This window comes from Pauljensenia sp. C0170B5, from assembly GCF_056590195.1.
The window spans coordinates 9,649-32,866 of the sequence record NZ_JBWPVR010000002.1 but is presented as its reverse complement, the minus strand read 5'-3'; the positions used below and the strand labels follow the sequence as shown (position 1 = coordinate 32,866).

General features: G+C 60.0%; 19 protein-coding genes. 8 read left to right on the top strand and 11 right to left on the bottom strand.

Going from position 1 to position 23,218, the window contains the following annotated elements; genetic code table 11:
• The first annotated feature begins 7 nt into the window (after window positions 1–7).
• Window positions 8–685, top strand: a complete 678-nt coding sequence (locus tag AC1EJZ_RS03395) for a histidine phosphatase family protein (protein WP_092648534.1) — start codon at window positions 8–10, stop codon at window positions 683–685.
• Here AC1EJZ_RS03395 and AC1EJZ_RS03390 read toward each other — a convergent pair.
• The 5 genes from AC1EJZ_RS03390 to AC1EJZ_RS03370 all read right to left on the bottom strand — a co-directional run bounded on the left by AC1EJZ_RS03390 (window position 682) and on the right by AC1EJZ_RS03370 (window position 5,599).
• Window positions 682–1,470, bottom strand: coding sequence for an amino acid ABC transporter ATP-binding protein (locus AC1EJZ_RS03390; protein WP_058236607.1), 789 nt, complete (start codon window positions 1,468–1,470; stop codon window positions 682–684). The genes AC1EJZ_RS03395 and AC1EJZ_RS03390 overlap by 4 nt on opposite strands.
• Window positions 1,467–2,432, bottom strand: coding sequence for an amino acid ABC transporter permease (locus tag AC1EJZ_RS03385; RefSeq protein WP_227469306.1), 966 nt, complete (start codon window positions 2,430–2,432; stop codon window positions 1,467–1,469). The genes AC1EJZ_RS03390 and AC1EJZ_RS03385 overlap by 4 nt, the downstream gene beginning before the upstream one ends.
• Window positions 2,433–2,462: 30 nt before the next feature.
• Window positions 2,463–3,437, bottom strand: coding sequence for an ABC transporter substrate-binding protein (locus tag AC1EJZ_RS03380; RefSeq protein WP_480293963.1), 975 nt, complete (start codon window positions 3,435–3,437; stop codon window positions 2,463–2,465).
• A 145-nt stretch (window positions 3,438–3,582) separates the two neighbouring features.
• A complete protein-coding gene (locus AC1EJZ_RS03375) occupies window positions 3,583–4,281 on the bottom strand; it encodes a DUF4191 domain-containing protein (RefSeq protein WP_058236609.1) in 699 nt (232 codons plus the stop codon).
• A 7-nt stretch (window positions 4,282–4,288) separates the two neighbouring features.
• Window positions 4,289–5,599: an MFS transporter gene (locus tag AC1EJZ_RS03370; protein WP_480293962.1), complete on the bottom strand. Its 1,311-nt coding sequence runs from the start codon at window positions 5,597–5,599 to the stop codon at window positions 4,289–4,291.
• 92 nt (window positions 5,600–5,691) lie between these two features.
• Here AC1EJZ_RS03370 and AC1EJZ_RS03365 point away from each other — a divergent pair, with 92 nt between their 5' ends.
• Complete coding sequence (locus AC1EJZ_RS03365) at window positions 5,692–6,867, top strand: protein kinase domain-containing protein (RefSeq protein WP_092648535.1); 1,176 nt, start codon at window positions 5,692–5,694, stop codon at window positions 6,865–6,867.
• Here AC1EJZ_RS03365 and sucB read toward each other — a convergent pair.
• Together sucB and lpdA are read right to left on the bottom strand one after the other, a co-directional pair.
• Window positions 6,864–8,699 (bottom strand): 2-oxoglutarate dehydrogenase, E2 component, dihydrolipoamide succinyltransferase, encoded by a 1,836-nt coding sequence (sucB, locus tag AC1EJZ_RS03360; protein WP_058236611.1) that lies wholly within the window; start codon window positions 8,697–8,699, stop codon window positions 6,864–6,866. The two genes, AC1EJZ_RS03365 and sucB, sit on opposite strands and share 4 nt — an antisense overlap.
• Window positions 8,700–8,723: 24 nt before the next feature.
• Complete coding sequence (gene lpdA / locus AC1EJZ_RS03355; protein ID WP_058236612.1) at window positions 8,724–10,100, bottom strand: dihydrolipoyl dehydrogenase; 1,377 nt, start codon at window positions 10,098–10,100, stop codon at window positions 8,724–8,726.
• Window positions 10,101–10,316: 216 nt separating this feature from the next.
• Here lpdA and AC1EJZ_RS03350 point away from each other — a divergent pair, with 216 nt between their 5' ends.
• The gene (locus AC1EJZ_RS03350; protein ID WP_070726632.1) at window positions 10,317–10,802 is read left to right on the top strand and encodes a hypothetical protein; all 486 of its coding nucleotides are present in this window, start codon (window positions 10,317–10,319) and stop codon (window positions 10,800–10,802) included.
• Here AC1EJZ_RS03350 and AC1EJZ_RS03345 read toward each other — a convergent pair.
• A complete protein-coding gene (locus AC1EJZ_RS03345; RefSeq protein WP_070726634.1) occupies window positions 10,799–11,260 on the bottom strand; it encodes a tRNA (cytidine(34)-2'-O)-methyltransferase in 462 nt (153 codons plus the stop codon). The two genes, AC1EJZ_RS03350 and AC1EJZ_RS03345, sit on opposite strands and share 4 nt — an antisense overlap.
• 56 nt (window positions 11,261–11,316) lie before the next feature.
• Window positions 11,317–11,856, bottom strand: coding sequence for a YbhB/YbcL family Raf kinase inhibitor-like protein (locus AC1EJZ_RS03340; RefSeq protein WP_092649096.1), 540 nt, complete (start codon window positions 11,854–11,856; stop codon window positions 11,317–11,319).
• Window positions 11,857–11,986: 130 nt separating this feature from the next.
• Here AC1EJZ_RS03340 and AC1EJZ_RS03335 point away from each other — a divergent pair, with 130 nt between their 5' ends.
• From AC1EJZ_RS03335 to AC1EJZ_RS03315, 5 genes are read left to right on the top strand one after another with little or no spacing between them, the layout of a single operon-like run.
• Window positions 11,987–12,508 carry a hypothetical protein gene (locus tag AC1EJZ_RS03335; RefSeq protein WP_092648536.1) on the top strand — a complete coding sequence of 174 codons (522 nt, stop codon included), beginning with the start codon at window positions 11,987–11,989 and terminating at the stop codon, window positions 12,506–12,508.
• Window position 12,509: 1 nt separating this feature from the next.
• Window positions 12,510–14,066 (top strand): DNA polymerase Y family protein, encoded by a 1,557-nt coding sequence (locus tag AC1EJZ_RS03330; protein ID WP_092648537.1) that lies wholly within the window; start codon window positions 12,510–12,512, stop codon window positions 14,064–14,066.
• 57 nt (window positions 14,067–14,123) lie between these two features.
• A complete protein-coding gene (locus AC1EJZ_RS03325; RefSeq protein ID WP_058236617.1) occupies window positions 14,124–14,714 on the top strand; it encodes a thymidine kinase in 591 nt (196 codons plus the stop codon).
• Window positions 14,715–14,747: 33 nt separating this feature from the next.
• Entirely contained in the window at window positions 14,748–17,909 is a 3,162-nt protein-coding gene (locus AC1EJZ_RS03320; RefSeq protein ID WP_480293961.1) for a DEAD/DEAH box helicase, read from the top strand.
• Window positions 17,910–17,950: 41 nt separating this feature from the next.
• A complete protein-coding gene (locus AC1EJZ_RS03315) occupies window positions 17,951–21,124 on the top strand; it encodes an error-prone DNA polymerase (protein WP_092648539.1) in 3,174 nt (1,057 codons plus the stop codon).
• Here AC1EJZ_RS03315 and AC1EJZ_RS03310 read toward each other — a convergent pair.
• Both AC1EJZ_RS03310 and AC1EJZ_RS03305 read right to left on the bottom strand, forming a co-directional pair.
• Window positions 21,107–22,522, bottom strand: a complete 1,416-nt coding sequence (locus tag AC1EJZ_RS03310) for an AI-2E family transporter (protein ID WP_480293960.1) — start codon at window positions 22,520–22,522, stop codon at window positions 21,107–21,109. The two genes, AC1EJZ_RS03315 and AC1EJZ_RS03310, sit on opposite strands and share 18 nt — an antisense overlap.
• Window positions 22,519–23,178, bottom strand: a complete 660-nt coding sequence (locus AC1EJZ_RS03305) for an HAD hydrolase-like protein (protein WP_092648541.1) — start codon at window positions 23,176–23,178, stop codon at window positions 22,519–22,521. Before AC1EJZ_RS03305 ends, AC1EJZ_RS03310 begins: the two co-directional genes overlap by 4 nt.
• Window positions 23,179–23,218 lie beyond the last annotated feature (40 nt).

Here is a 23,218-nt window from a genome sequence, read left to right as displayed (position 1 = left end):
GTAGGAAATGAAACTTGTTCTTGTCCGGCACGGACAAACCGCCGCCAATCGATCACACGCACTGGATACGGGCCGCCCCGGCGCACCCCTCGACAAGCGAGGACGTAAACAGGCCGAATCGCTGGCAGCGCGGTGGGAAAACGATATTGCACCGGCACCAGGCCTGGTGGTCGTCTCACCTTTGACCCGAACGCGGCAAACAGCAGCACCGCTGATCGCCCGCTTCAATTCACACGTGTGGATTCGACCCGGCATCCGTGAAATCGAGACAGGCGACGGTGAAATGGCGGTGGACCGCGCCTCGGAAATGACGTACATGCGCACCATCGTCCACTGGGCTCAGGGCAATCTGGATGCCAGAATGCCGGGTGCGCAAAACGGGCATGAAGTGCTGGCACGGGTGCGTCCCGTCATCGGTGAAATTGAACAGTGGGCCGAGGAGCACAAGGACGGAGTCGTCGCACTTGTCGCGCATGGCGCTATTTTGCGCACAATCACACCCGTGCTTGCCTCGAATGCGGATGCGCGCATGACGGTAACCAATCCGATGCGCAACACCGGCACCACGGTGCTCGATCGTGAAGGCGGCCAGTGGGTTGCGCGCACATGGAACGACCGTCCGATCGACCAATGGCCCGTGCCCGACGGCGAGATTCCACTGGTGCGATCAGAACTGAGTGCTTAGAGAACCTTCGAGAAGAACGCCTTGGTGCGTTCGCGCGTGGGATGCTCGATGACGTCGGAAGGCTTCCCCGCCTCCACAATCACACCCTCATCCATGAACACGACCTGGTCGGCCACTTCGCGCGCAAACCCAACCTCGTGCGTGACAGCCACCATCGTCATGCCGGAGCGGGCCAGATCTTTCATCACGCCGAGCACTTCGTCAACCAACTCAGGGTCGAGGGCTGACGTCGGCTCATCGAACAACAACAGCTCCGGGTCCATGGCAAGTGCGCGTGCAATGGCAACACGCTGCTGCTGGCCACCGGACAGCTGCGAAGGATAGTGCTGAGCACGGTCAGCCAGACCGACACGATCCAGCAGCGACAGCGCCGTTTTCTGCGCCTCTTTTTCCTTGACGCCCTTGACGTGCACAGGTGCTTCCATCACATTTTCGAGGGCGGTCATATGGGGGAACAGGTTGAAACGCTGAAACACCATGCCAATGCGAGAGCGTTGCTGAGCGATGACCTTGTCGGGCAGGTCATGCAGAACAGGCTGACCAGATGAGTCAGTGGTTTCGCGGTACCCAATCAGGTCGCCTTCAACATAAATCCTGCCTGCGCTGATACGTTCCAACTGGTTAATGCAGCGCAGGAGGGTTGATTTTCCTGAACCGGACGGCCCCAGGATCACGCACACCTCGCCGCTGCGTACCGTCAGGTCGATGCCGCGTAATACATGAAGATCACCGAAGAACTTGTGAACTGCCTGCACGGAGACCATCGGGGCAAGTGAAGAGCTCATGGTGTGACCTCGATAAATGGATCGTTTTTCGTGGTGTGAGAGGAATTGATGGCGCTCTGGCGTCCCGTCTTGTGCGAGGAAGTGCCGGTCGTGCCTTCCGGGCGGTCAGAGGTGAAGCCACGCCCATAGTGCTGCTCAATGAAGTACTGAATGACCATCAACAGCGAGGTGATCGCCAGATACCACAGTGCGGCCGCGATCAGCAGGGGGATCGGCACGAACAGCGCTTGCCCCTTGGTGCGCGCCACGAACGTCAATTCCAGAGTGAACGGAATGGCGGCAACCAGAGAGGTGGTCTTGAGCATCGAGATCGTCTCATTCCCGATCGGCGGGACAATCACGCGCATTGCCTGCGGCAGGATAATGCGACGCAGGATCAGACCGCGATGCATACCGAGCGCGGTCGCTGCTTCTTCCTGTCCCTTATCAACGGACAGCAGACCTGCGCGGATAATTTCAGCCAGGTAGGCGCCCTCGTTGAGTCCCAGGCCAATGAACGCCATCCAAAACGGCGTGAAAACCTGAGCGGTGTCGAAGGTGACGAACTCGGGGCCAAAGGGAATACCAAGTGAGAGCTGAGGGTAGAGGGTTGGAAGCAGAGACCAGAAGATGAGTTGCGTGTAGATTGGTGTGCCGCGGAAGAACCAGATGTAGAACGTGGCGACCCACCGCAGGATCGGGTTGGGCGACTGACGCATAATTGCCATCGTCACCGCGAGGACCGTGCCGAGGATCATGGCGACGATCGTCAGGAGGATCGTGTACATCACGCCGCTGACAATGGTGCGTGAGAACAGCCATTGCCACACGACGTCCCACCGGAAGTTCGGGTTGGTCAGCAGCGTGTTGATCGCCATGGCGACAAGCACGGCGACAATCGCAGCCGACACGAGCCGACCGATACGTGGCACGGGTTTGGCGTGAATAATCTCAACGCCGTCACGAATGTCTTGCTTCGGCACTGGTCACTCTTTCTCTGGTTAACCGACAGGTCACTCAACCGGCGGGTTGACAGTGGCCGTGTCGAGGGCGGAGGAGTCCGCGCCGTAGGGCGCGAGGATTTTCTCTAGGTATCCGCTGTCCATCAGGTACTGCATGGCCTTGGCAAGGGCATCTGTCAGAGCCTGATCAGACTTGGAAACCGCAACGCCCTGTGGGGCTGCTTCGATGACGTCTCCAACCTGTTCGAGCTGTCCCTGGGTGAGCTTGACCGTGTAGCTGATCACTGTGGAATCTGCCAGGGTTGCGTCGTACTGTCCACCCACAACCTTCGTGGCGACGTCAGTCTGCAGATCCATCGGCATGACCTGAATGGCGGGTTTGCCGTCGGCTTCACACTTTGCGGACAGCTCGTTGGCGTACTCGTGCTGGAACGTGCCGTTCTGAACGCCGAGGGTGGCGCCACAGGGGTCAGCGGGGTCGAAGTTCTTCGGGTTGCCTGTCGATACGGCGTATGCGGAACCAACCTCGATGAACTGAACGAAGTTGGTTTCTTTCTCACGTTCTGGAGTAATCGTGAACGCCGACATGCCGATGTCAAACTTGGTGCCCAGTGCCGGAATGATCGTGGGGAACTCGGCGTGCGTGGTGGTGCCTTCCGACAGACCCAGCACCTGTGCGAGGCCGCGCACCAGGTCAACTTCGTAGCCAACAGGGGTCTGACCATCGTCACCGCGGAATTCCGCCGGCGCGTAGTCCGTGGAGGCACCATTTCGCAGGACGTCACGATCCTTGATTTCCTGTGGAACGAGGGCAGCGATATCATCCTGGACTGGAATCTGGCTGGTATCGAGGGGGGTGATCCCCGTGGACGCCATTGGATTGTCGGCAGATGAGGTCGCTGATTGTGCTCCGGATGATGCGCCGGCATTCGACTGATCGGCAGGGACGTCATCGGGATCAGAGCACGCGGCCAGGCCACAGGCGGTCAGGGCAGCAATTGCAGTGACGACAGTAAACTTACGCATGATTTCCTCCAATATGCGAGCAACGCGAAGGAACTATTTCTCCACGTCGACCAACATATACGAGTATGCGCATAAAAGTATAGTGATGCGTCGCCGTCTCAATATGTGAAGCGACCGGCGCGGCGGCATCGCCGCTCAGACATGGTCAGTGGCCACGCAGGGCACGACGCGACGGGCGCGCCTTCATGGGATCAATGCTGCGAGGAACGCGTTGGTGCGTCTTGTTCTCCAACGCTGTCAAACGCTGAGAGATCGCAGGAACTTCCTCACGAGTCAGCGTCTTCTTGAGCTTCCGGATACGACGGTCAAGCTGCCCGAGGGTGATCTGTCCATCACCATGGCCCACCTCAATCAGGTGAATCGGAACGTTCTGGGCGACACGCTGCGTGTTGCGACGCTCCTGATTCAACATCGGGCGTACACGCGAGGAGGGTCCCTCGGAAATGAAAACCACACCGGGCCTGCCGACAAGGCGCCACACCAGATCCTGATGGCGATTCGCTGCAACAGGCTCTTCGCTGACAATCCACCCGCGCTTGATCTGACTGATAACCGCATACACGGATCCGATCGTGCCGTCGATCTGCTGATACATTGCGCGGCGCACAAGTGCAGCGAGCAGACCCATGCACAGCAGCAGTGCCAACATGACTCCCGTCAGGATCCACATGAACCATGAGTTGGTGAGGAATCCGAGGAGGATGCCGAGAGCGATGAGAACGATGGAACCACCGATCATCACCCATCCGATCCACGGATATGAGCGCGCAGTGATCTTATAAGCGTCAGCGAAGTTCTGATACCACCGACGCTTCTTTTCCTGGGGTGCATTTTCCTTTGCCATAACGGTCCTATCCTACCTGTGATTGGAGCCGTGCGGGACCACGGCTTCCTGCGCGACGCAAAATCTCACCCGTGAGTGCGATAACAAGTCCGGCGCACACTGCGATCGCATACGCCCACGGCGCACCGGACGAAGACGCCACCATGCCACCCGCGGCTGATCCACAGGACACGCCGATTGTGACCGAAGACTGCATCGACGTCATCGCCACTGAAACACCTTGTGGGGGAGCCAGGCGTTCCGACAATGAAAAGGCCGTCACCATTGTGGGCCCCACGAAGAGTCCGGCAATGAGCAGCATGAGAGCAGTCAGGATAATGCTCGAGGCCCCAGCTGTTGCCCCCATTGCTGCCGCAATTCCGACCCCGCCGATGATGACGCGCCACGACAGTCGCACGGATTCGGGAATCAAGACAACCATCAGGGCCATTGCGGCTGACCCGATACCCATGACCGCGTAAATCAAACCGGCCTGCGTCTGCATTCCGGCCATTGCTGCTCGTTGGGTGGTGCCGGCCTGAACGGAGCCAAATATCGTACCGATACAGGCCATGATGAGGATCGCCGGAAGGACAACGCGCAGCACCGAGGCGATCGACACCGGCGGGGTTTGCGTGCGATCAGCGTCGTCCTCGTTCGGCAGGGAAGCGGGCGTGCGAATAGCGAAAGGAATCCCGGCGCACAGCACGAGGAGGACGGCCAGTGCCAATGGCGCGGCAGGTGCTGCGGCGGACGCGGCGATGCCAACGAGGGCTGGGCCGAGGACGAAGACGAATTCATCAGCGGTGGACTCATAGGAAAAGGCTGCGGCCAGATGATGGGGGGAGGTAGTGCGCGCCACCCAGCGTGCACGCGTAAATGAGCCAATCGGAACGGCAGTCAGGCCCACGCATAAGGCAGCTAGCCACAAACCTGGGCCACTGTGAGCAGTCAGCGCTACAGCGCATAGTCCAGTTAGGGAGAGCGCGTTGAGGGGGAGCAGCGTGAGCAGTACCGGTCGTTGTCCGCCAAGGTCAGCCCAGCGTCCGATCAGCGGCGAAGCGATGGCTGTTGACAGAGAGACCACACCGGTCGCCAGTCCGCCGGTTGCGACGGATCCAGTAGAGGCGGTGATTGCCGTCATCGTCCCCAACGGAACCATGGCGTAAGGTGCGCGAGCCGCAAACGCGATGATGAGCTCGGGCCACCCAACCAGAGCGGGCAGAATACGATAATGCGCCAGAGCGCGAAATGGTGATGTCTGCACGAAAGCATGTCCCAACATAGGCGTGCCCTCAAGGGTCTTGCCAGGCAAGAGCAGGAGGGCTTGCTGCGCCACGGCAGCGGTGTCATTCTAGCGTGTATCCATGCGCCATCCACAGATTGCGATTGCGTATTGTGTCATAGGGGAAGGCCCGTCACAGTAGGGGCATGGATATCAATTCCTACGAGTTGCGGTCATTGGCCTCGATGAGCCATGCCGGCCCCATGTGGCACACACTGACTCGCGATGGGAACGCAGGCCTGCTGGCACTGCGGTCAGCTGACGATGCGCAGCGCCTGGAGTCACGGTGGCGCGCCTGGGCGCAGATTGACTGTGACAACGTGGTACGGCTCCACGACGTGGCGCGCCATGACGATGGACGGTGTGCCGTTGTGATGGAGTACGTCACCGGTCGCACACTCGACACGCTGATCGGGACCCCCTCACTTCGTCGCAGGCAGGTGCGCGAGCGCATCAGCGCGTCCGTCCGGCGCGGTGTGGAGGCGCTCCACGAGCACGGCATCGTGCACGGCGACCTGTCTCCATCCAATATCGTGGTGCGCCCCGACTATCAGGCGGTCCTCATTGACATTATCGATGGTCCCGAAGGCATCATCGGCACTGAAGGATGGTCCGATGGTGAGGGCACAGTCGAGGGCGACTGGGACAGCGTTGCGCGTATTGAACGCAAGCTCAGCGGCCCTGGCAGTGTGGGCGACGAATTAGGGGAGGTGCTGCGTCGCGCGGCGAACACGGAGCTCACACAGCATGAGAACGCGCCGGCACGGCATAAGCGACCTCGGTCTTCTCACGCAAAAGTCGGTTTTGCAGCGTGTATGGCGTTCGGAGTCGGCGCATGGGTGATCGGGCATGCAGTGCGCAGCGATGCTGAACAGAGCGTCTCCGAATCGGGCGCGGTATCAGCGTGCCCGAGCAGTGATGAGGCTCGTGACGTCATCACCGATGTGCTGCGTTCACGTGACAGCGCATTGATGAATCGCGATGTTGACGGGCTGACGTATGCAACCAGTGGTGTGTTGCTGGAGTCGGACCAGGCACTGATAGAGAATCTGGTCGCAGGCGGTGTGGAATTGAAGAATCTGTCGACAGCCGTTGTGGGCGATGTGACGGTTCGCTGCGACGGGCAGATGGTGACGGTCAGCACCCGCATTCAGCAGGCCAGCCACCAGCGCTGCGAGGCTGGACTGTGTCGCAGCGTCGGCACCCAGCCTGAACACAACGTGGAACTGACACTGGGCGGACATCCGCTGAGTGTTCACGACATAGCAAGCGGGGATGCGCCGAGTAACTCGAGCGCACCCCCGCCTGGTGAGGATTTCTAGAGACCCAGATCTGCCTGGAATGCTCCCTGCTCCAGACGACGCTTGACGTCCATCAGGTAGCGGGCCGCGTCGCCGCCGTCGACCAAACGGTGATCGTACGACAGGGCCAGGTACACCATCGAGCGGATGCTGATTGAATCATTGCCCATCGCGTCCTTGACAACCACAGGGCGTTTCACGATCGTTCCGACGCCCAGAATTGCGGTTTCCGGCATGTTGAGAACCGGAGTGTCGAAGAGTGCTCCACCCGATCCCGTGTTGGTAATCGTGAAGGTGGATCCGCTCAGGTCATCGACACCTGCGCTGCCATCGCGTGTGCGCTTGGCCAGGTCATTGATCGAGGCTGCAATTTCAGGAAGTGACTTGCTTCCTGCATCCTTGATGACCGGAACCAGCAGCCCGCGCTCGGTGTCGACGGCAATGCCGATGTGCTCGTGATCGTGGTACGTCACCTTCTTGTCGTCGATCGTTGCGTTGATCTTCGGGTGCGCAACGAGGGCTTCGGTAGCGGCCTTGACGAAGAAAGGCAGGAACGTCAGCTTCGTATTGTGCTTTTCCTGGAACGGAGCCTTGGAGGCTGCGCGCAGGGCAGCAATACGGGTGACATCCACTTCGACCACTGTGGTCAGCTGAGCAGCTGTCTGCAAAGACTCGATCATGCGCTTTGCGATCGTCTGGCGCAGACGCGTCATCTTCTCAGTCTTTCCACGAAGTTCAGACGGCTCGAAGACGATCGGCTCATCGGATGACTGCGGTGCAGGAGCCCCACCAGATGCGGCCGGCGCTGCCTTCGACGAGGAGGACTCAATGGCTTTTTCGACGTCTTCGCGGCGAATACGGCCACCAACACCCGTGCCAGTCACGGTGGACAGGTCGATGCCGGCCTCACGTGCCAGCTTGCGCACGATCGGTGTGACGTACTGACCAGAAGCAACGGACTGTTCAGGCTGGTCCGCAACCTTCGTTCCGGACTCGGTAGCTTTCGGCGCCAGCGTTTCAGGCGTCTCGAATTCCTTCTTATCCGAATCGCCTGGCTGATGCGGCATCGGAGGAGCCGGGGGTGCAGGCGGTGCGGGTGGCGCAGGGGGTGCCGGAGGCGCCTGACGAGGTGCGGGCGGCTCGGCCGATGGGGATGGAGCCGATGTATCTTCCGACGGCTCATCGGGTGCGACAGCATCTGCCGTCTTCTTTTCCGCCGACTGGTCAGATGCTGCGCCGCCGGCCTGATCGGAGATCACGGCCACCACGGTGCCGACCTCCACCGTTTCGTCTTCTTCCACCCGGATTTCCACCAGGTAACCGGATGCGGGGGAGGGAACTTCAGAGTCGACCTTGTCAGTGGACACTTCCAGAAGCGGCTCATCTGCTTCGACCTCGTCACCGACCTGCTTGAGCCAGGTTGTCACCGTGCCTTCAGTGACTGATTCGCCCAAGGCGGGCATGGTGACCTCGGTGGTGTTACCGCCGCCCGAGGCAGGGGCCTGCCTGGATTCGGCTTCCGGCTCTGGTTCGGATTCCTCGGAGGCAGCTTCCTGTGATTCATCGGCGCTCTGGTCGCCCTCGTCGCCTGCCTCGTCCGCTGAAGCCTCTTCACCTTCCTCGCCAATCAGGGCGATCTCGGTTCCGACCTCAACGGTTTCGTCTTCTTCAACCAGGATCTTGAGCAGAACGCCGCTGGCGGGGGAGGGAACTTCAGAGTCGACCTTATCGGTGGACACTTCCACAATCGGTTCGTCAGCTTCAATCTTGTCGCCCACCTGCTTGAGCCACGTTGTCACTGTTCCTTCAGTGACGGACTCGCCCAGAGCGGGCATCTTCACTGCTGTCGCCATCGTTCAATCTCCTTTATGCGTGACTCAGTTGTGGGAGTGAAGAGGTTTGCCGGCAAGGGCCAGAGCTGCTTCACCAATTGCTTCGTTTTGGGTGGGGTGAGTGTGAATCAGCGCGGCCAGATCCTCCGGATACGCTTCCCAATTCACCATAAGTTCGCCTTCACCGATCTGTTCACCCATACGGTCACCCACAGCATGGAACCCGACGATCGGGCCATCCTGGACGTTGATCAGCTTGACGAAACCACTGGTATTCAAGATATTTGATTTGCCATTGCCAGCCAAGTTGTATTCGACTGTGTGAACGGCATCATCACCGTACTTTTCACGAGCCTGCTTTTCAGTCAGACCAACAGAGGCGATCTCCGGTTCACAGAAGGTGACGCGCGGAATTCCTGTCTCATCGATGACCTGAGGATTGAGCCCCGCGATCTCCTCGGCGACAAAAATTCCCTGCAGGAAGCCACGGTGAGCCAGCTGCAATCCGGGGACGATGTCGCCCACAGCGTAGACGTTGCCCACGCCGGTGCGCAGACGCTCGTCGGTAATTACGAAACCACGATCCATCGTGATGCCGGCCTCTTCGTAACCCAAGTCGTTGGTAACAGGACCGCGTCCGACTGCGACCAGCAGAATGTCGGCGTCAATTTCCTTACCGTTTTCGGTCGTGACGTGAACGCCGGAATCATCCTGCGTGGCACCGGCAAAACGCGTATTCGTGTGGAACTTGATGCCGCGCTTGCGGAACTGGCGCTCCAGCTGCTTTGAGACCGCTTCATCTTCGTTATTGGCCAGGTGCGGCAGTGCCTCGATGATCGTGACCTGAGCACCCAGTGAACACCACACGGAGGCAAACTCCAGGCCGATCACACCGCCGCCCAGGACGACCACGGATTCGGGCACCCATTCCATCTGCAGCGCCTGCTCAGAGGCGATAATACGGCCACCGATCTCGAGACCGGGGATTGAGCGCGAGTATGACCCCGTCGCAAGGACGATGTTCTTTCCCGTCACGGTGCGACCGTCAACGTCAATCGTGGTGGGGGAGGTCAGACGGCCCCATCCCTCGATCACGTCGATCTTTCGCTGGGAAATCAGCCCCTGCAGGCCCTTGTAAAGCTTCTTGATGACAGAGTCGCGGTACTTCATCAGCTGTGGCATGTCCACGCCTTCGAAGGAGGACTTCACACCGAAGTGCTCGGATTCCTTGACCGTGTCGACGATCTCAGCGGCATGCAAATAGGCTTTCGTTGGAATGCAGCCGCGGTGCAGGCATGTGCCCCCGACTTTGTCTCCCTCGATCAGTGCAACTTTCAGTCCTAATTGGGCGCCTCGTAAGGCAGCGGCATATCCGCCGGATCCTGCTCCTAAGATGACGATGTCGTAATCGGGCTCGCTCACTTATTCACTCCTCAAAGTTGGACTCGTGTGGACCGTCATGGACCAACTGGGTCTATTGTCCCACTTGCAGCGGTTTTTTTCTGACTTGTACGTGGGAACTTTTGGTGCGCCATCCCATATCTGGCGCCATCGCGCCAAGAACGGCCGTTTTGTCGCTTCTGGGCCGTACTATGTCATATGCGACAGTACCGCCATTGCTGAAAGGAGACACTGTCCATGGGTGTTACGCCGGCACCACAGCCAGCAGAAAGCGTGGCAGATGATCGCGGCCCGTCATGGGGCTTGGGCCGCCTTGTTCCTGCCGCGTACTGGCTTTTCGGTGCATGGACAACGGTCGTGTCGATTCGTAGCCTGACAAGTCGGGGCGAGGAACCGCTGGGGCCCTATGTGCTCGCCCTGGTCGCCTCACTGCTGTACCTCGTTGCAGCAGCGGCGTTGACTCATAACGGGCGCCGCATGCGCATGGTCGGATGGGCCAGTGTCATCACTCAGACGGTCGGCCCACTGATCGTCGGACTGTCGTTCTGGGGAATCAACGAGCCCACATCCGAGCGATCCCCGTGGAGTCGTTTCGGCGCGGAATACTATTATCTGCCGCTGCTGCTGGCAGTCGTCGGACTGGTGTGGCTGTGGTGGTCAAATCCGCGTCGTATCGTGGAACTTGCCGAACAGATCGAACGCCAGCCGAGGCGCCGCAGTTAGCACGAGTGCGGGAATCCGATCTGACGCCAGGCCTCATACAGGCCGATAGCAGCCGAGTTCGCCAGGTTGAGTGACCGGATCCCCTCGCACATGTGGATACGGACCCGCGACGTCACACGCGGATCATCCATCACGTCCTCAGGCAGACCGGTCGGTTCGGGGCCAAACATCAACCCGTCGCCGTCGCTGTAGGACACATCGGTGTACATCGTGGTCGTGTGTCCGGTAAATGCCCAGATCTTTCCGGGAATGTCGGCCAGTGCATCGTCGAGGTTGGGGTGAACCTTCACGTGCGCCAAGTCGTGATAATCCAGGCCGGCGCGACGCAGTTTCGCGTCATCCATGTCGAAGCACAGTGGCTCAACCAGATGCAGCATCGATCCGGTGCATGCGGAAAGCCGGATGGCGGCTCCCGTATTGCCCGGGATGCGCGGTTCATAAAAGATCACATGTAGCACGTGTTCAATCTTGCCCCCTGTCGGGCGCTGACAGCGACATGGCGCGTCGTGATCTTTTACTCCTGAGGCGTGGCAAAGGTTGCCGTCAGTCTCCCTCGTGCAATCGTGTGGAACATGGTTGCGAAGGCAACCTGGGCGGCCGAGGCGTCCTCGTCCACCTCGAGGGTTTCGACGTCCAGTGCGTGAACGGCAAAAATGTAGCGGTGCGGGCGATCTCCAGGCGGCGGGGCGGCTCCGTAGTACGAATGGTCGCCGTGGTCTGCGCGAATATGGAAAGCGGCGCCGTCAAGGTCAAGGTCGGAGGATCCGGCACCTTGTGGAAGTTCGGTCTGCGTGGCAGGAATGTCCACGATTATCCAGTGCCACCACCCTGACGGTGTGGGGGCGTCCGGATCGAAACATGTGACGACGAATGAGCGGGTCTGCTCGGGGAAGCCGCTCCACGCCAGATGGGGTGAGACGTTTCCTCCCTCGGCGCTGTGGATGGCGGGAAGAGTCTGGTTGTCAACAATGTCGTTGGAAGTCACGGGAAAAGTAGCGTCAACAGGCAGGAGATTGTAGGGATCGGGGGCTGTTGGGCGATCGTTGAGGTTCACCATTGCTCCTTTCGTTTGTGATATCCACCATAGTCGTGCTGTGCGTGATTTTCGAGGGCGACTGGCGGATGAGCTCCAGATGCCGGGGGAGTGTCCTATGATATCGAACATCTGTTCGAAAGGAGGGGGAATGGCACTGAGTGCACGCGAACGACTGGAGCACGCACGCGCAGCGCTTGCTCAGGCGGAAGAAGAAACTGGCGTGCGTCATCGCGACGAGTATGACATCCAACGCCATCTGAACTCACGTGCTCACGACGCCGAGGCTCCGGTGGGCTGTATTTTTCACGTTGAGCCCTCTGCGGCTCACCTGATCCGCGCCGTTATTGACCTGGCACCGCACGGAGCGTGGTGCGCATTTGTCGGCGTGGCGAATATGGGGTGGGAAGCGGCATCGAACATGGGACTTGAACTCGAACGCGTCATCGATGTGCCGCACCCGGATCGCTGTGCTGCCCAGATCCTGAGTACCCTGATCGACGGCGTGGATGTCGTCGCAGTGGGGCGGGTCGAACTGACCGTGCGCGAACAGCGCCAACTGGCAGGCAGAGCGCGCACACGCGGGATACGGATCGTCACTGCCTACCCGTGGATCGGTCTTTCGCGTCCGCTGGCTGCAAGTCTGGTGGCTCCAACGAAGCAGGCGGTCTGAGATGGCGGCCAGCAGACGCGTGGTGGTGTGGGTTCCCGACTGGCCTACCCAGTCACTTGCAGTTAACACGCCGCCAGGAGGGCGAGCCATTATTGCGTCAAATGGTCGCGTGCAGGCTGCGACACTGGCTGCGCGCCGCGCAGGTGTGCGCACGTCGATGCTCTTGACGACTGCGCAGTATCTGTGCCCCGACGCACTGATCTACCCAGATGATCCGCTTGAGCAAAATGCCGCATTCGAACATGTGCTCGATGCATGCGACCGGGTGGCCGCACATGTGACGTGCCTGCGGCCAGGACTGGCGTGGGCGCCTGCTGCAGGCCCGGCGCGGTGGGTTGGATCGGAAGAAAAACTCGCACAAAAACTGACTGAAACGATCGTCGAGGAATGCGGGGTCGAATGCCACGTGGGGATTGCGACGGGGATACTGACAGCAATATGGGCCGCCCGCTCTGATGAGATCGTTCCCGCCACCTGTGCCGAACAGTATGTGAGTGAAATACCGCTGGCGCATATTCCACGCATCGTACCGTGTCAACGCACACAGGACGCACATCATGCGATCGAGGTGCTTGAGGACCTGGGGGTGACAACGTGCGCTGATGTGCTGCGTGTCGGCAAGAAGGCGCTGCTGTCACGATTCGGGCGCTCAGGGGAGGACCTGTGGAGCCTGGCCAGCGGGGGTGACCTGTTTATTGCGCCGCGTGCACGCACCACCTCAGCGGTGAACGTGGAACGCACATTCGATGACCCAGTGACCAGTCTTGACATGGTTGCCTTGCAGCTTCGAGCAGTGGCGGAAAATCTGCGGCAGAAACTGTGGAGCCAGGGTGTCAACGCGCACGCGCTGAGTATCCGCGTCGCGACGACAACAGGACAGGACTGTGAGCGCACATGGTGTGGGGTGAACTGCCTGGACCCCAGTGAAGTTGTTGATCGTCTGCGCTGGCAATTACGCGGCTGGCTTGACCGCCTGCTTCCACAGGACGATGGCGATGCCGGTGGGTTGAGCACGATGCAGGTGGTGGCCTGCGACCTGTACGACACAGTAATGCCGGACCAGCTGTGGGCAGGGCCGGAGAGCAGTCGACGCGCTGAACGGGCCGCTTTGCGGGTGCAGTCAGTGGTCGGCACCGAGGGAGTGCGCGCGGTATGTATGCAGGGAGGATTCGATCCACGGTCGCGTGTGCACTCTTCCCCTTGGGGAAGCCCGGGACAAGAGCCCGTCAGGAGCGAAGGAGAATGGGACGGCGCTCTGCTGCGCGCGCCCACAGTGATGCTGGACAAACCCGAGCAGGTTGAGGTGCGCGCCGGGCTGACTCCTGTCGTGGTGACTGAACGCGGATACCTCAGCGCACCGCCCACACATATCGTGCGCGCCAGGGAACAGATCTCCATCGTGCAGGTGCAGGGCATCTGGGTTGTCCAAGGGCGCTGGTGGGAGGAACAGACAACAGAACGTTCGGCACGTGTCTATGTCATTGCAAGTCGGGACGGAAGCGACGTCCTGCTGAGCTTTCAGTCAGGCAGATGGTGGATCGAAGGTTTCTTTGAATAAAACGAGCTCGGGTACCATCAGGCTCAGGAGGACACGGTCGACGAGGAAAGGGAAGCTGTGGCGAAACTGTACTTCCGATACGGAGCGATGAACTCAGGCAAATCAACTGCACTGCTTCAGGTTGCCTACAACTACGAAGAACGTGGCCAGCATGTCCTGGTGATCAAACCGCGCGTCGACGTGCGCGGCAACGACACAGTGGTGTCCCGTCTGGGAGTAACGCGCACCGTTGATGTCCTTCTGGACTCCACCGATGACGTCTTTGAAGCGCTCGAGGCAACCGGCCGCATGGCTTCCACCTCCGCCATCCTGGTGGACGAAGCGCAATTTCTCACCCCACGTCAGGTTGACGATTTCCTGCGGGTAGCCGTCATGGATGGCATCCCCGTCCTGGCTTACGGCATTCGCACCGATTTCCGGACCAACGCATTTCCTGGTGCTCGCCGCCTCCTGGAAATCTCGCACAGCCTCGAAGAACTCAAAACGATTTGCCGATGCGGAAAGAAAGCAGTCTTCAACGGCCGCATCGTCAATGGCTCCTTCATCTTTGACGGCGGACAGGTCGCGATCGACGGTGTCGACTCAGGATATGAATCACTGTGCGCACGCTGCTACCTGCGTGAATCAGGCGGGAAGCTGGGAGACTGAGCATCTGCGCGCGCGGCGTCATAAACTGGAAAGATGGCTCCACGCGACATCGTGACGTATGTTCACCACCTCAGTGACGACGACATCATGATGCGCGTAGGCCCGGCAACGTGGGCAAAAGGGTTGGCGTTCTTTACCCGAGGCGACGTCCTGGACACCGACCTCACGTCAGAACGCGAAGCCCAGTGCCGCGTCAAAGGCCCCGGATTGACCTACCGCACATGGGTGAGCCTGCGTGACGGCGCCCCTGTCCACCTGGATCTGAGCTGCGCGTGCGCGATCGGACGTGATTGTCCGCACAGTGTGGCAGCCTTACTTGCCGTGCGCTCCGTGCCCGCAGAATCGGAGGAGGGCCCCACATGGCGTGACAGGCTGCGCACCCTTTCCGGCACCACGGCGATGGAGGGTCAGCCACTGGCGTTACTGGTTGATACGCATAACCCTCGTGAACCTATTGCACTGACACCGCTGCGCCCTGGAATGCACAGCGCGTGGACCACGAAGCGTGCAACGTGGCAGGACCTGACCGCCACGCAGTGGGAATCGGTCACAGATGGACTCAACCCCACACACGTCGCGCTGATCAGGCAGGCCTACCGCCACTCACGTTCAGATGGAACGTACCGCTCACCAAATGACGTCACACTGGAATCGCTGGGCGTGCAGGCAGGGCCGTGGATTGAGGCAGCTACGCGAGCCGGCCTTGACATGTTCGTTGACCTCGACCCGCTCACACCACTGAGCGTCGACCCGACTCCCTGGCACGTCAGTCTCGACACCACTCGCACTGGCGAAACAGGCGACATTCTCATCAAACCCGTGCTCACCGACGGTGCGCGCATCGCCGCCCGAGTTCGCATCAGCGCAGCCACGCAGCTGGCATTCTTCAACGCCGGGCGCACAGTCGCACATATTCGTTCAGGGGCGCATCTGCTCGACGCGTTCGAAGGTGCCTCACCGCTGATCATTCCGGCTGAAGACGCGGCCGAATTCCATGCCCAGTGGCTTCCTCGGCTCAGCGGCACCAACCCGGTCATGTCCAGTGACGACTCAGTGAGCGCAGACGTTTCAGTTAAGACAAGCATCGTCGGACGCGTCAGTATGGATCACATCGAACACGTCGTGATGCGCTGGTGGGTCGATCAAGCTGTCGGCACCTCTCATGTGCGCACCGCCTACGACAGTACAGACCCCGATGTCACGCACCTGGCACGCAGCGTACAGTCTGCAATCGGCCAGATCTCGCTTCCCACCGGCGCGCCCTTGACCGTCGGCACACCCATCCGTATGCCCGCCTGGAAAGCCCCGGAACTGCTTGCCACCCTCGACGAGGTGACCGCCGACGCTCTGCAATGGGACGTGAACCCTGATGTGCGGGCACTGAGCATCAGCAATGAGGAACTGACGATCCACACGGACGCTGAACCGTCCTCATCCACCGACTGGTTTGATGTCCATATACGCATCCGCATCGGTGACAGTGATGTCGCCCTATCTGATGTCCTCACCGCACTTGCCGATGGACGCGATCATATGCTGGTTGAGGGGACGTGGGTCGCCCTCGACAGCGCTCGTATCAACAGGCTGCGCGCCCTGCTCCACAACGCGCAGGAACTGGGCGGCAGCTTTACTGAATCTGACCTGCAGCTATCGAGCATGCATGTGGGGCTGTGGGAAGAATTCGACGACCTGACGGACTCGCTCACCGTGCCCAACTCCCTGCGCCGCACTATCGACGTACTTACTGCCCGAGGTGCGCGCGATCCGTTGCCGCTGCCTGACACCCTTAATGCGGATCTTCGGCCCTACCAGGTCGACGGTCATCAGTGGATCACCTCCCACATTCACAACGGATTGGGCGGCATTGTCGCTGACGATATGGGCCTGGGCAAGACCCTGCAAATCCTCGCCTCGATCGCGTCGCAACGCGCTGGTGGCACCGAGCCGCCAGTTTTGGTGGTGGCACCGACCTCCGTCGTCGGCACATGGGTTGAACAGGCCGAACGCTTCCTACCCGAGCTGCGAGTCGTCGACATTACGTCAACCTCCAAACGTCGCGACGAATCACTTGACAGTGCCATCCGCGATGCCGACATCGTCGTCACCACATACACCATTGCGCGCCTGGAATCAGACCAATGGGCAGCGCGCGAATGGGGCGGCCTGGTGATCGACGAAGCGCAGCACGTGAAGAATCCGCGCACTGTCATCCACCGCCTGCTCATGCAGCTGTCCCGGCCGTGGACACTCGCAGTGACCGGTACACCCGTGGAAAATTCCGCAGCGGATCTGTGGGCGCTCGCAGCCCTGGTTGCTCCCGGCTTGTTGCCCGGCTGGAAAACGTTCAGCACACGTATCTTACGGCCCATTGACGAGGGGGACGTGAACGCCGCCGCAGCGTTGAGCGCAGCGATCCGACCGTTCATCATGCGACGCACCAAGGAAGCAGTGGCACCTGATCTTCCCGCCAAGACTGAAACAACCGTCGGTGTGGAGCTGGGAGTTGAACACCGCCAGATCTACGACCAGTATCTGACGCGCATACGCGTCCAATTGCTCGATCTGCTTGACGACGCTTCACGGCACCGCATCGACATTCTGGCCGCGCTGACGCGACTGCGTCAGCTGGCCCTTGACCCGGCATTGGTCGATGAACACTACCAAGGTATTGGGTCGGCAAAGATCGACGTGCTGGTGGACCACTTGACGCAGATTCTGCCTGCAGGTCACAAGGCCCTGGTGTTCAGCCAGTTCACGTCCTACCTGGCACGAATCCGGGAGGAGCTGAAGCGGCGCTCCATTTCCTGTGTCCAGCTCGACGGTTCAACCCGCAATCGCCGCTCAGTGATTCAACAGTTTCGCGAGGGGGACGCTGACGTGTTCCTCATCTCCCTGAAGGCTGGGGGGACAGGACTGACATTGACGCAAGCGGACTACGTGTTCGTCATGGATCCATGGTGGAACCCGGCCGTGGAAGAACAGGCAGTGGATCGTGCGCACCGCATCGGGCAGGAACGTCCTGTCAGTGTGTACCGTCTGGTCGCCCTCGACACCATTGAACATAAAGTCGTCGAACTACAAGAACGCAAACGTGAACTTGTGACATCCCTGGTTGATGCGGCTGTTGATCAGAAGGACGCGGGGCAGTGGACGCGCCTTAACGTGGCTGACCTGCGTGCGCTGATCGACGGATAAGACCGCTACAGAATCGAACAGATGTTCGATATGATGGTGGAGTGGTCGAACCTGCTCGTTACGCGGAATTACATGCTCACTGCGCATTCACATTCCTCGACGGCGCCAATATGCCCAGCGAGATGGTCGATGCTGCCTGCGCGCTGAACCTGGAGGCGCTTGCGGTACTGGATGTCGATGGTATGTATTCTGCAATACAGATGGCCACTGCCGGTCGAGCGCGCGGACTGCCGATTGTGTGCGGGGCGGAACTGACCCTGGATCCGCAGCAATTTTCAGCCCAGCCTGGATGGGGACTGGTTCCCGGAGCCGAAGAACCCGGCATCCGTCTTCCCATCATCGCCACGAATCCGTGTGGATACACGCAGCTGTGTGCGGCAATGAGTCGGCACACCCTTTCTCATCCAGGTCGGCGCACGCCGATACACATGCTGGACGAACTGGGTGCAGGGGAGTGGATAGTGCTCACCGGCACGTCGCGTGGCCCGCTGCGTCGAGCGCTGCGGGCGGGTGGCATGTCGGCCGCCCGCTCCATGTTGACACGCCTGATCAGTATCTTTGGACGTGACCGCGTCGCCGTCGAAAGCGCGCTGAGCCCCACGGAGCCACCTGAGACTCTGCGTGCACTCAGTGAATTGGCCACAGGTGCCCACGTGCCGCTGGTTGCCACAACGGCCGCGCGATGTGCCACCCCGGTATCCGGGCCCCTCGGTGATGTCCTGGCTGCCACCCGACTGGGAATGTCACTGGAAGAAGCTGAACCGCACCTGCCGGCCTTCCGTTCTTTTCTGCGCAGCGCAGAAGAAATGCTGCTGATGTACCACGACTACCCGGATGCTGTTCGCATGGCGGCAGACATCGGATCTCACGCAAGTTTTGACCTGCGCCTCGTTGCTCCCCGACTGCCTGAAACGAAGGTGCCCGAGGGATTTACGTCCGCGACATGGTTGCGTCATCTGACTGAACAGGGCGCCCTCGAACGTTACGGAACGCGGGCAGACAACCCCCATGCGTGGGAGGTGATTGACCACGAACTGTCCATCATCGAACGCATGGATTTTCCGGGATATTTCCTGATCGTCAAAGAAATCGTTGACTTTTGTGCCTCCCGCAACATCCTGTGCCAGGGACGAGGATCAGCCGCCAATTCAGCCGTATGTTTCGCCCTCGGCATCACTGCAGTTGACGCGGTGCGTCACTCAATGCTTTTTGAACGCTTCTTGTCGCCTGGACGTTCCGGCCCTCCTGATATCGATGTCGACATCGAGGCAGGGCGGCGCGAAGAAGTCATCCAACATGTCTACGAGCACTATGGGCGTGAACGCGCCGCACAGGTTGCCACCGTCATCACCTACAGGCACCGCTCAGCGATCCGTGATGCTGCTCGCGCATGCGGATATGCCGCCGGTGTTGCGACGAAGTGGAGCAAGAGCGAGGGCGACCCGCCCCCTGATCAGGTCACTCGAATCGCACAGAAAATGTCCGACCTTCCGCGTCACATGGGAATCCACACCGGAGGAATGGTGCTCACGCGCACACCGGTCAGTCATATCTGCCCCGTGCAGTGGGGAGCCATGGAGGGCCGCTCCGTTCTCCAGTGGGACAAGGACGACTGCGCTGATGCCGGACTGGTGAAATTCGACTTGCTGGGATTAGGAATGCTCACCGCCATTCGCCGGGCATTCGACTGGCTGGGGGAGCGCGGCATTACCGGCAGGAACGGGCGCGCGCTGGGACTGCATAATCTGACAGAAGAGGATCCACGTGTCTACGACCTGCTGTGCGCAGCTGACACGGTGGGAGTGTTTCAGGTGGAGTCGCGCGCGCAGATGAATACATTGCCACGCCTTCGGCCGCGCTGCTTCTACGACATTGTGGTGGAGGTGGCGCTGATCAGACCTGGCCCCATCCAGGGGCAGGCAGTGAATCCGTATCTGCGTCGAAGACAGGGCGCAGAAGCGGTGACGTATCTGCACCCGCTGCTCAAGCCTGCGTTGGAAAAGACTCTGGGTGTTCCGCTGTTTCAAGAACAGCTCATGCGCATCGCGCAGGATGCGGCAGGTTTCACCGCGGCGCAAGCTGACCGCTTGCGCAAGGCGATGGGGTCGAAGCGTTCACTCAAACAGATGGACATGCTCAAACCTCCGCTGATGGAAGGAATGCGTCAACGCGGAATCTCTGAGCAATGCGCACACAGGATTTTTGATCAACTCCGAGGCTTCGCATCGTTCGGTTTTCCTGAGTCGCACTCCTTTTCCTTCGCTCACATCGTCTACGCGTCAGCCTGGCTGAAAGTGCACTACCCGGAGTTCTTCTACGCAGGTATCCTGTCCAGTCAGCCTATGGGGTTTTATTCTCCGGATAGCCTGATCCACGACGCGCGGCGTCACGGCGTAGCAGTTGCTCGGGCCGATGTGCAGTTTTCTGACGTATCCGCATGCGTCCAGCCCTACGACCCGGCTGTCGAGCGATGTGCAAACGAACGCGTTGAACTGGACATGGATGACGATGCCATGATTCGGATCGGGCTGGAATCGATACGCGGACTGGGGGAGGGTGCCCACCGCATCGTCGATGCGCGAGCTGACGGTCCGTTTTCCAGTATGAGTGACGTGGCGCAGCGTGCTCACCTCACCGAGCGCCAGGTGGAAGCATGCGCGCGAGCCGGTGCTTTCGATTCGCTGGCAATCAGCAGAAGAGACGCACTGTGGGGTGCCGAGCGAGTGGCAGAAGAACACGCGTATCAGCCGTATATTCCTGGTATCGAGGTGGGCACGACGCCAGGGAACCTGCCGCAGATGAGCGATGTTGACCAGATGCGCGCCGACTATCAGGCCACCGGCCTGACCGTGGCAGAACATCCGCTGGCCCTGATCCGCTCATTCCTTGATGATCGCGGCGTCGTGAAAGCGCGTGACCTGATGGAGAAAGGTGACGATGGGTCCATCGCGTCAGTCGCTGGTATTGTCACGCACCGCCAACGTCCCCACACAGCGCGCGGCCTGATTTTCGTGTCTTTAGAAGACGAAAGCGGGTTTGCCAACATTGTGTGCTCACCGGGACTGTGGACGCGTTATCGCACCACCGCCACGACAGCGCAGGCGCTGATCGTCAGTGGCACTGTCGAAAGAGGCGAGGGTGTCGTCATGATCCGGGCACATTCGCTCAAAGAGCTGCACATGCCGATGCGCGTCCGATCACGAGACTTCCGCTGAAGCCTCGGTTTTCTGGCGGTCAGCCTCGGATTCGTCGTCGCCGCGGTTGCGGAAAAAACGCACAATTCTGGTGCCGATCTTGTTCTCGTGCTCTTCCTCAACGTCGGGCGCATTGCGGCGTTCAGGCAGCGGATCTTCGATCGGTGCATCACGCTCATACAGTTCAGAGAAGACAGACCAGATCACGCCGATAATCGGGATCGCGATGACGGCACCCAGCAGGCCCGCCGTGAGTGTACCGACGGTGACGCCAACACCGACAACCACAGGGTGCAAAGACACCTGCTTGCCCATGATGAGGGGCTGGAGAACGTGACCTTCGAGCTGGCCGATGCCGGCGATGCCGAGGCCAACGATGGCGGCCTGCATCAAACCGCCGCTTGCAGCAGCCACGATCATCGCAATGATCATCGCTGCGGGCGCACCAATCAGGGGAATGAAGGCACCAATGAACACCAGGACGCCCAATGCGGGCGCAACCGGCACGCCCAGGATCTGCAGGAAGATCCCCGCCAACAGACCATCGGTCGCGGCCACGATCATCGTGCCGCGCGCGTAGCCCGAGAAAGTGTCCCATCCTGCCAGAGCTGCGCGATGGATAGGCTCACGCCTGCGTGCCGGTGTGACATCCAGGAACCAGCGCCACATTTTTTCTCCCGACAGCAGGAAGAAGATCGTGATGAACAAGCCCAGTGCGGCGATTGTGAACGTGATGGCAGCGGCTGAGACATTTGACAGGAGGTCGGATGCCAGCCTGCTCCAGTTTTGCTGGACGTATTGCTGGCCTTTGGCGATCATGTCGTTCATCCATGCGGACACATCCTGCGGCGTGACCTTGATGTCGAATGGCAGGGAGGACAGGAAATCGGAGATCACATCCAGACCGCGTGAGAACTGATTGGCCAGCCTCGTCCACTGTCCCATCACGGAGTTGACGACCAATGCCATCAAACCTGCGAAGATGCCGAAGAATCCCAGCAATGTCAGAACCACTGACAGGCCACGCGGAATGAAGCGCGAAAGGAAATTGACCACGGGATTGAGAATCGCAGTGACCACCAGTGCGACGAAAACAGCGATGAAGACCGGGGTGACGCGTGCCAGAGCATAGACGACGGCGGCGACGATGATCATGATGCCGATCAGGGCCCACGCTGCCAGGCCGGATTTACGCAGCCAGTCAGGCAGATCGGGTCGTTTCACGGCAGTATTGGCCCGCGAATGCTTGGTCGGAGGTGAGGAGACGCGTCGCCGTCGGGGTGTGTGATATGAGGCAGGGTGTGCCGGCGTGGATGTGCGCGTCGTGGCCGGCACCTGAGTGACGTGCGGAGAACGTACGAACCGGCTCAGGTTCTGCTTCAGATTGCCGAACTTTGAGGTGCGTGATGAATCAGTCATGAGTGATCTCCCATCAGCAGCTGGCGCAGTTCGTCGGCATCGTGGGCAACTGCCAGTGCCTGATCGAACTCGCCAGGATGCGAATAGCCCCAGCCTGCCCCGATCGCCGGCAGACCGACTTCCAGAGCACCTTGCAGGTCCCATGAACGGTCACCTACCACGACGGGGCGAGAAATGTCGAGGCCTTTTTCCTCCAGGCGCTTCAGTGCATCGCGGATCACATGAGCTTTCGAATAGGCGGGATCTGGGATGGCTCCCGCAATGACATCGATGAAGCGATCAAAACCCAGATGAACCATCTGGTCGCGCGCCATGTATTCCTGTTTTGAGGTAGCCGTAGCCAAGGCGTATCCGGCGGCATGCAAATCTTCCAGAAGCTGTCCAATGCCGGGATACGGTTCTGGCTGAAGGAACAGTTCACGATAGTAGTGACGGTAGATGGTGGCAGCATTGTCAGCCTGCTCAGCATCCATCCCCAGATCCATGAAGGAGTCCCATAACGGTGGGCCGACGTATTTCCCCAGCTCATCGCGTGAACGAGACGGATAGTTCAAGTGTGCAAGTGTGCGTTGGAACGAGTCGATAACGACACTTGCCGAATCGACAATTGTGCCGTCCACGTCGAAAAGTACACAGGTCCAGCGAGAAGTTTCCACGTCTCTACTGTAGAGCAGAGTTAAAAATAATCGCGACACC

Bases quoted from the DNA above. Each gene is read 5' to 3' on its own strand.
- AC1EJZ_RS03395 (WP_092648534.1), top strand. From the start codon at position 8: ATGAAACTTGTTCTTGTCCGGCACGGACAAACCGCCGCCAATCGATCA.
- AC1EJZ_RS03390 (WP_058236607.1), bottom strand. From the start codon at position 1,470: ATGAGCTCTTCACTTGCCCCGATGGTCTCCGTGCAGGCAGTTCACAAG.
- AC1EJZ_RS03380 (WP_480293963.1), bottom strand. From the start codon at position 3,437: ATGCGTAAGTTTACTGTCGTCACTGCAATTGCTGCCCTGACCGCCTGT.
- AC1EJZ_RS03375 (WP_058236609.1), bottom strand. From the start codon at position 4,281: ATGGCAAAGGAAAATGCACCCCAGGAAAAGAAGCGTCGGTGGTATCAG.
- AC1EJZ_RS03365 (WP_092648535.1), top strand. From the start codon at position 5,692: ATGGATATCAATTCCTACGAGTTGCGGTCATTGGCCTCGATGAGCCAT.
- sucB (WP_058236611.1), bottom strand. From the start codon at position 8,699: ATGGCGACAGCAGTGAAGATGCCCGCTCTGGGCGAGTCCGTCACTGAA.
- AC1EJZ_RS03350 (WP_070726632.1), top strand. From the start codon at position 10,317: ATGGGTGTTACGCCGGCACCACAGCCAGCAGAAAGCGTGGCAGATGAT.
- AC1EJZ_RS03335 (WP_092648536.1), top strand. From the start codon at position 11,987: ATGGCACTGAGTGCACGCGAACGACTGGAGCACGCACGCGCAGCGCTT.
- AC1EJZ_RS03330 (WP_092648537.1), top strand. From the start codon at position 12,510: ATGGCGGCCAGCAGACGCGTGGTGGTGTGGGTTCCCGACTGGCCTACC.
- AC1EJZ_RS03320 (WP_480293961.1), top strand. From the start codon at position 14,748: ATGGCTCCACGCGACATCGTGACGTATGTTCACCACCTCAGTGACGAC.
- AC1EJZ_RS03310 (WP_480293960.1), bottom strand. From the start codon at position 22,522: ATGACTGATTCATCACGCACCTCAAAGTTCGGCAATCTGAAGCAGAAC.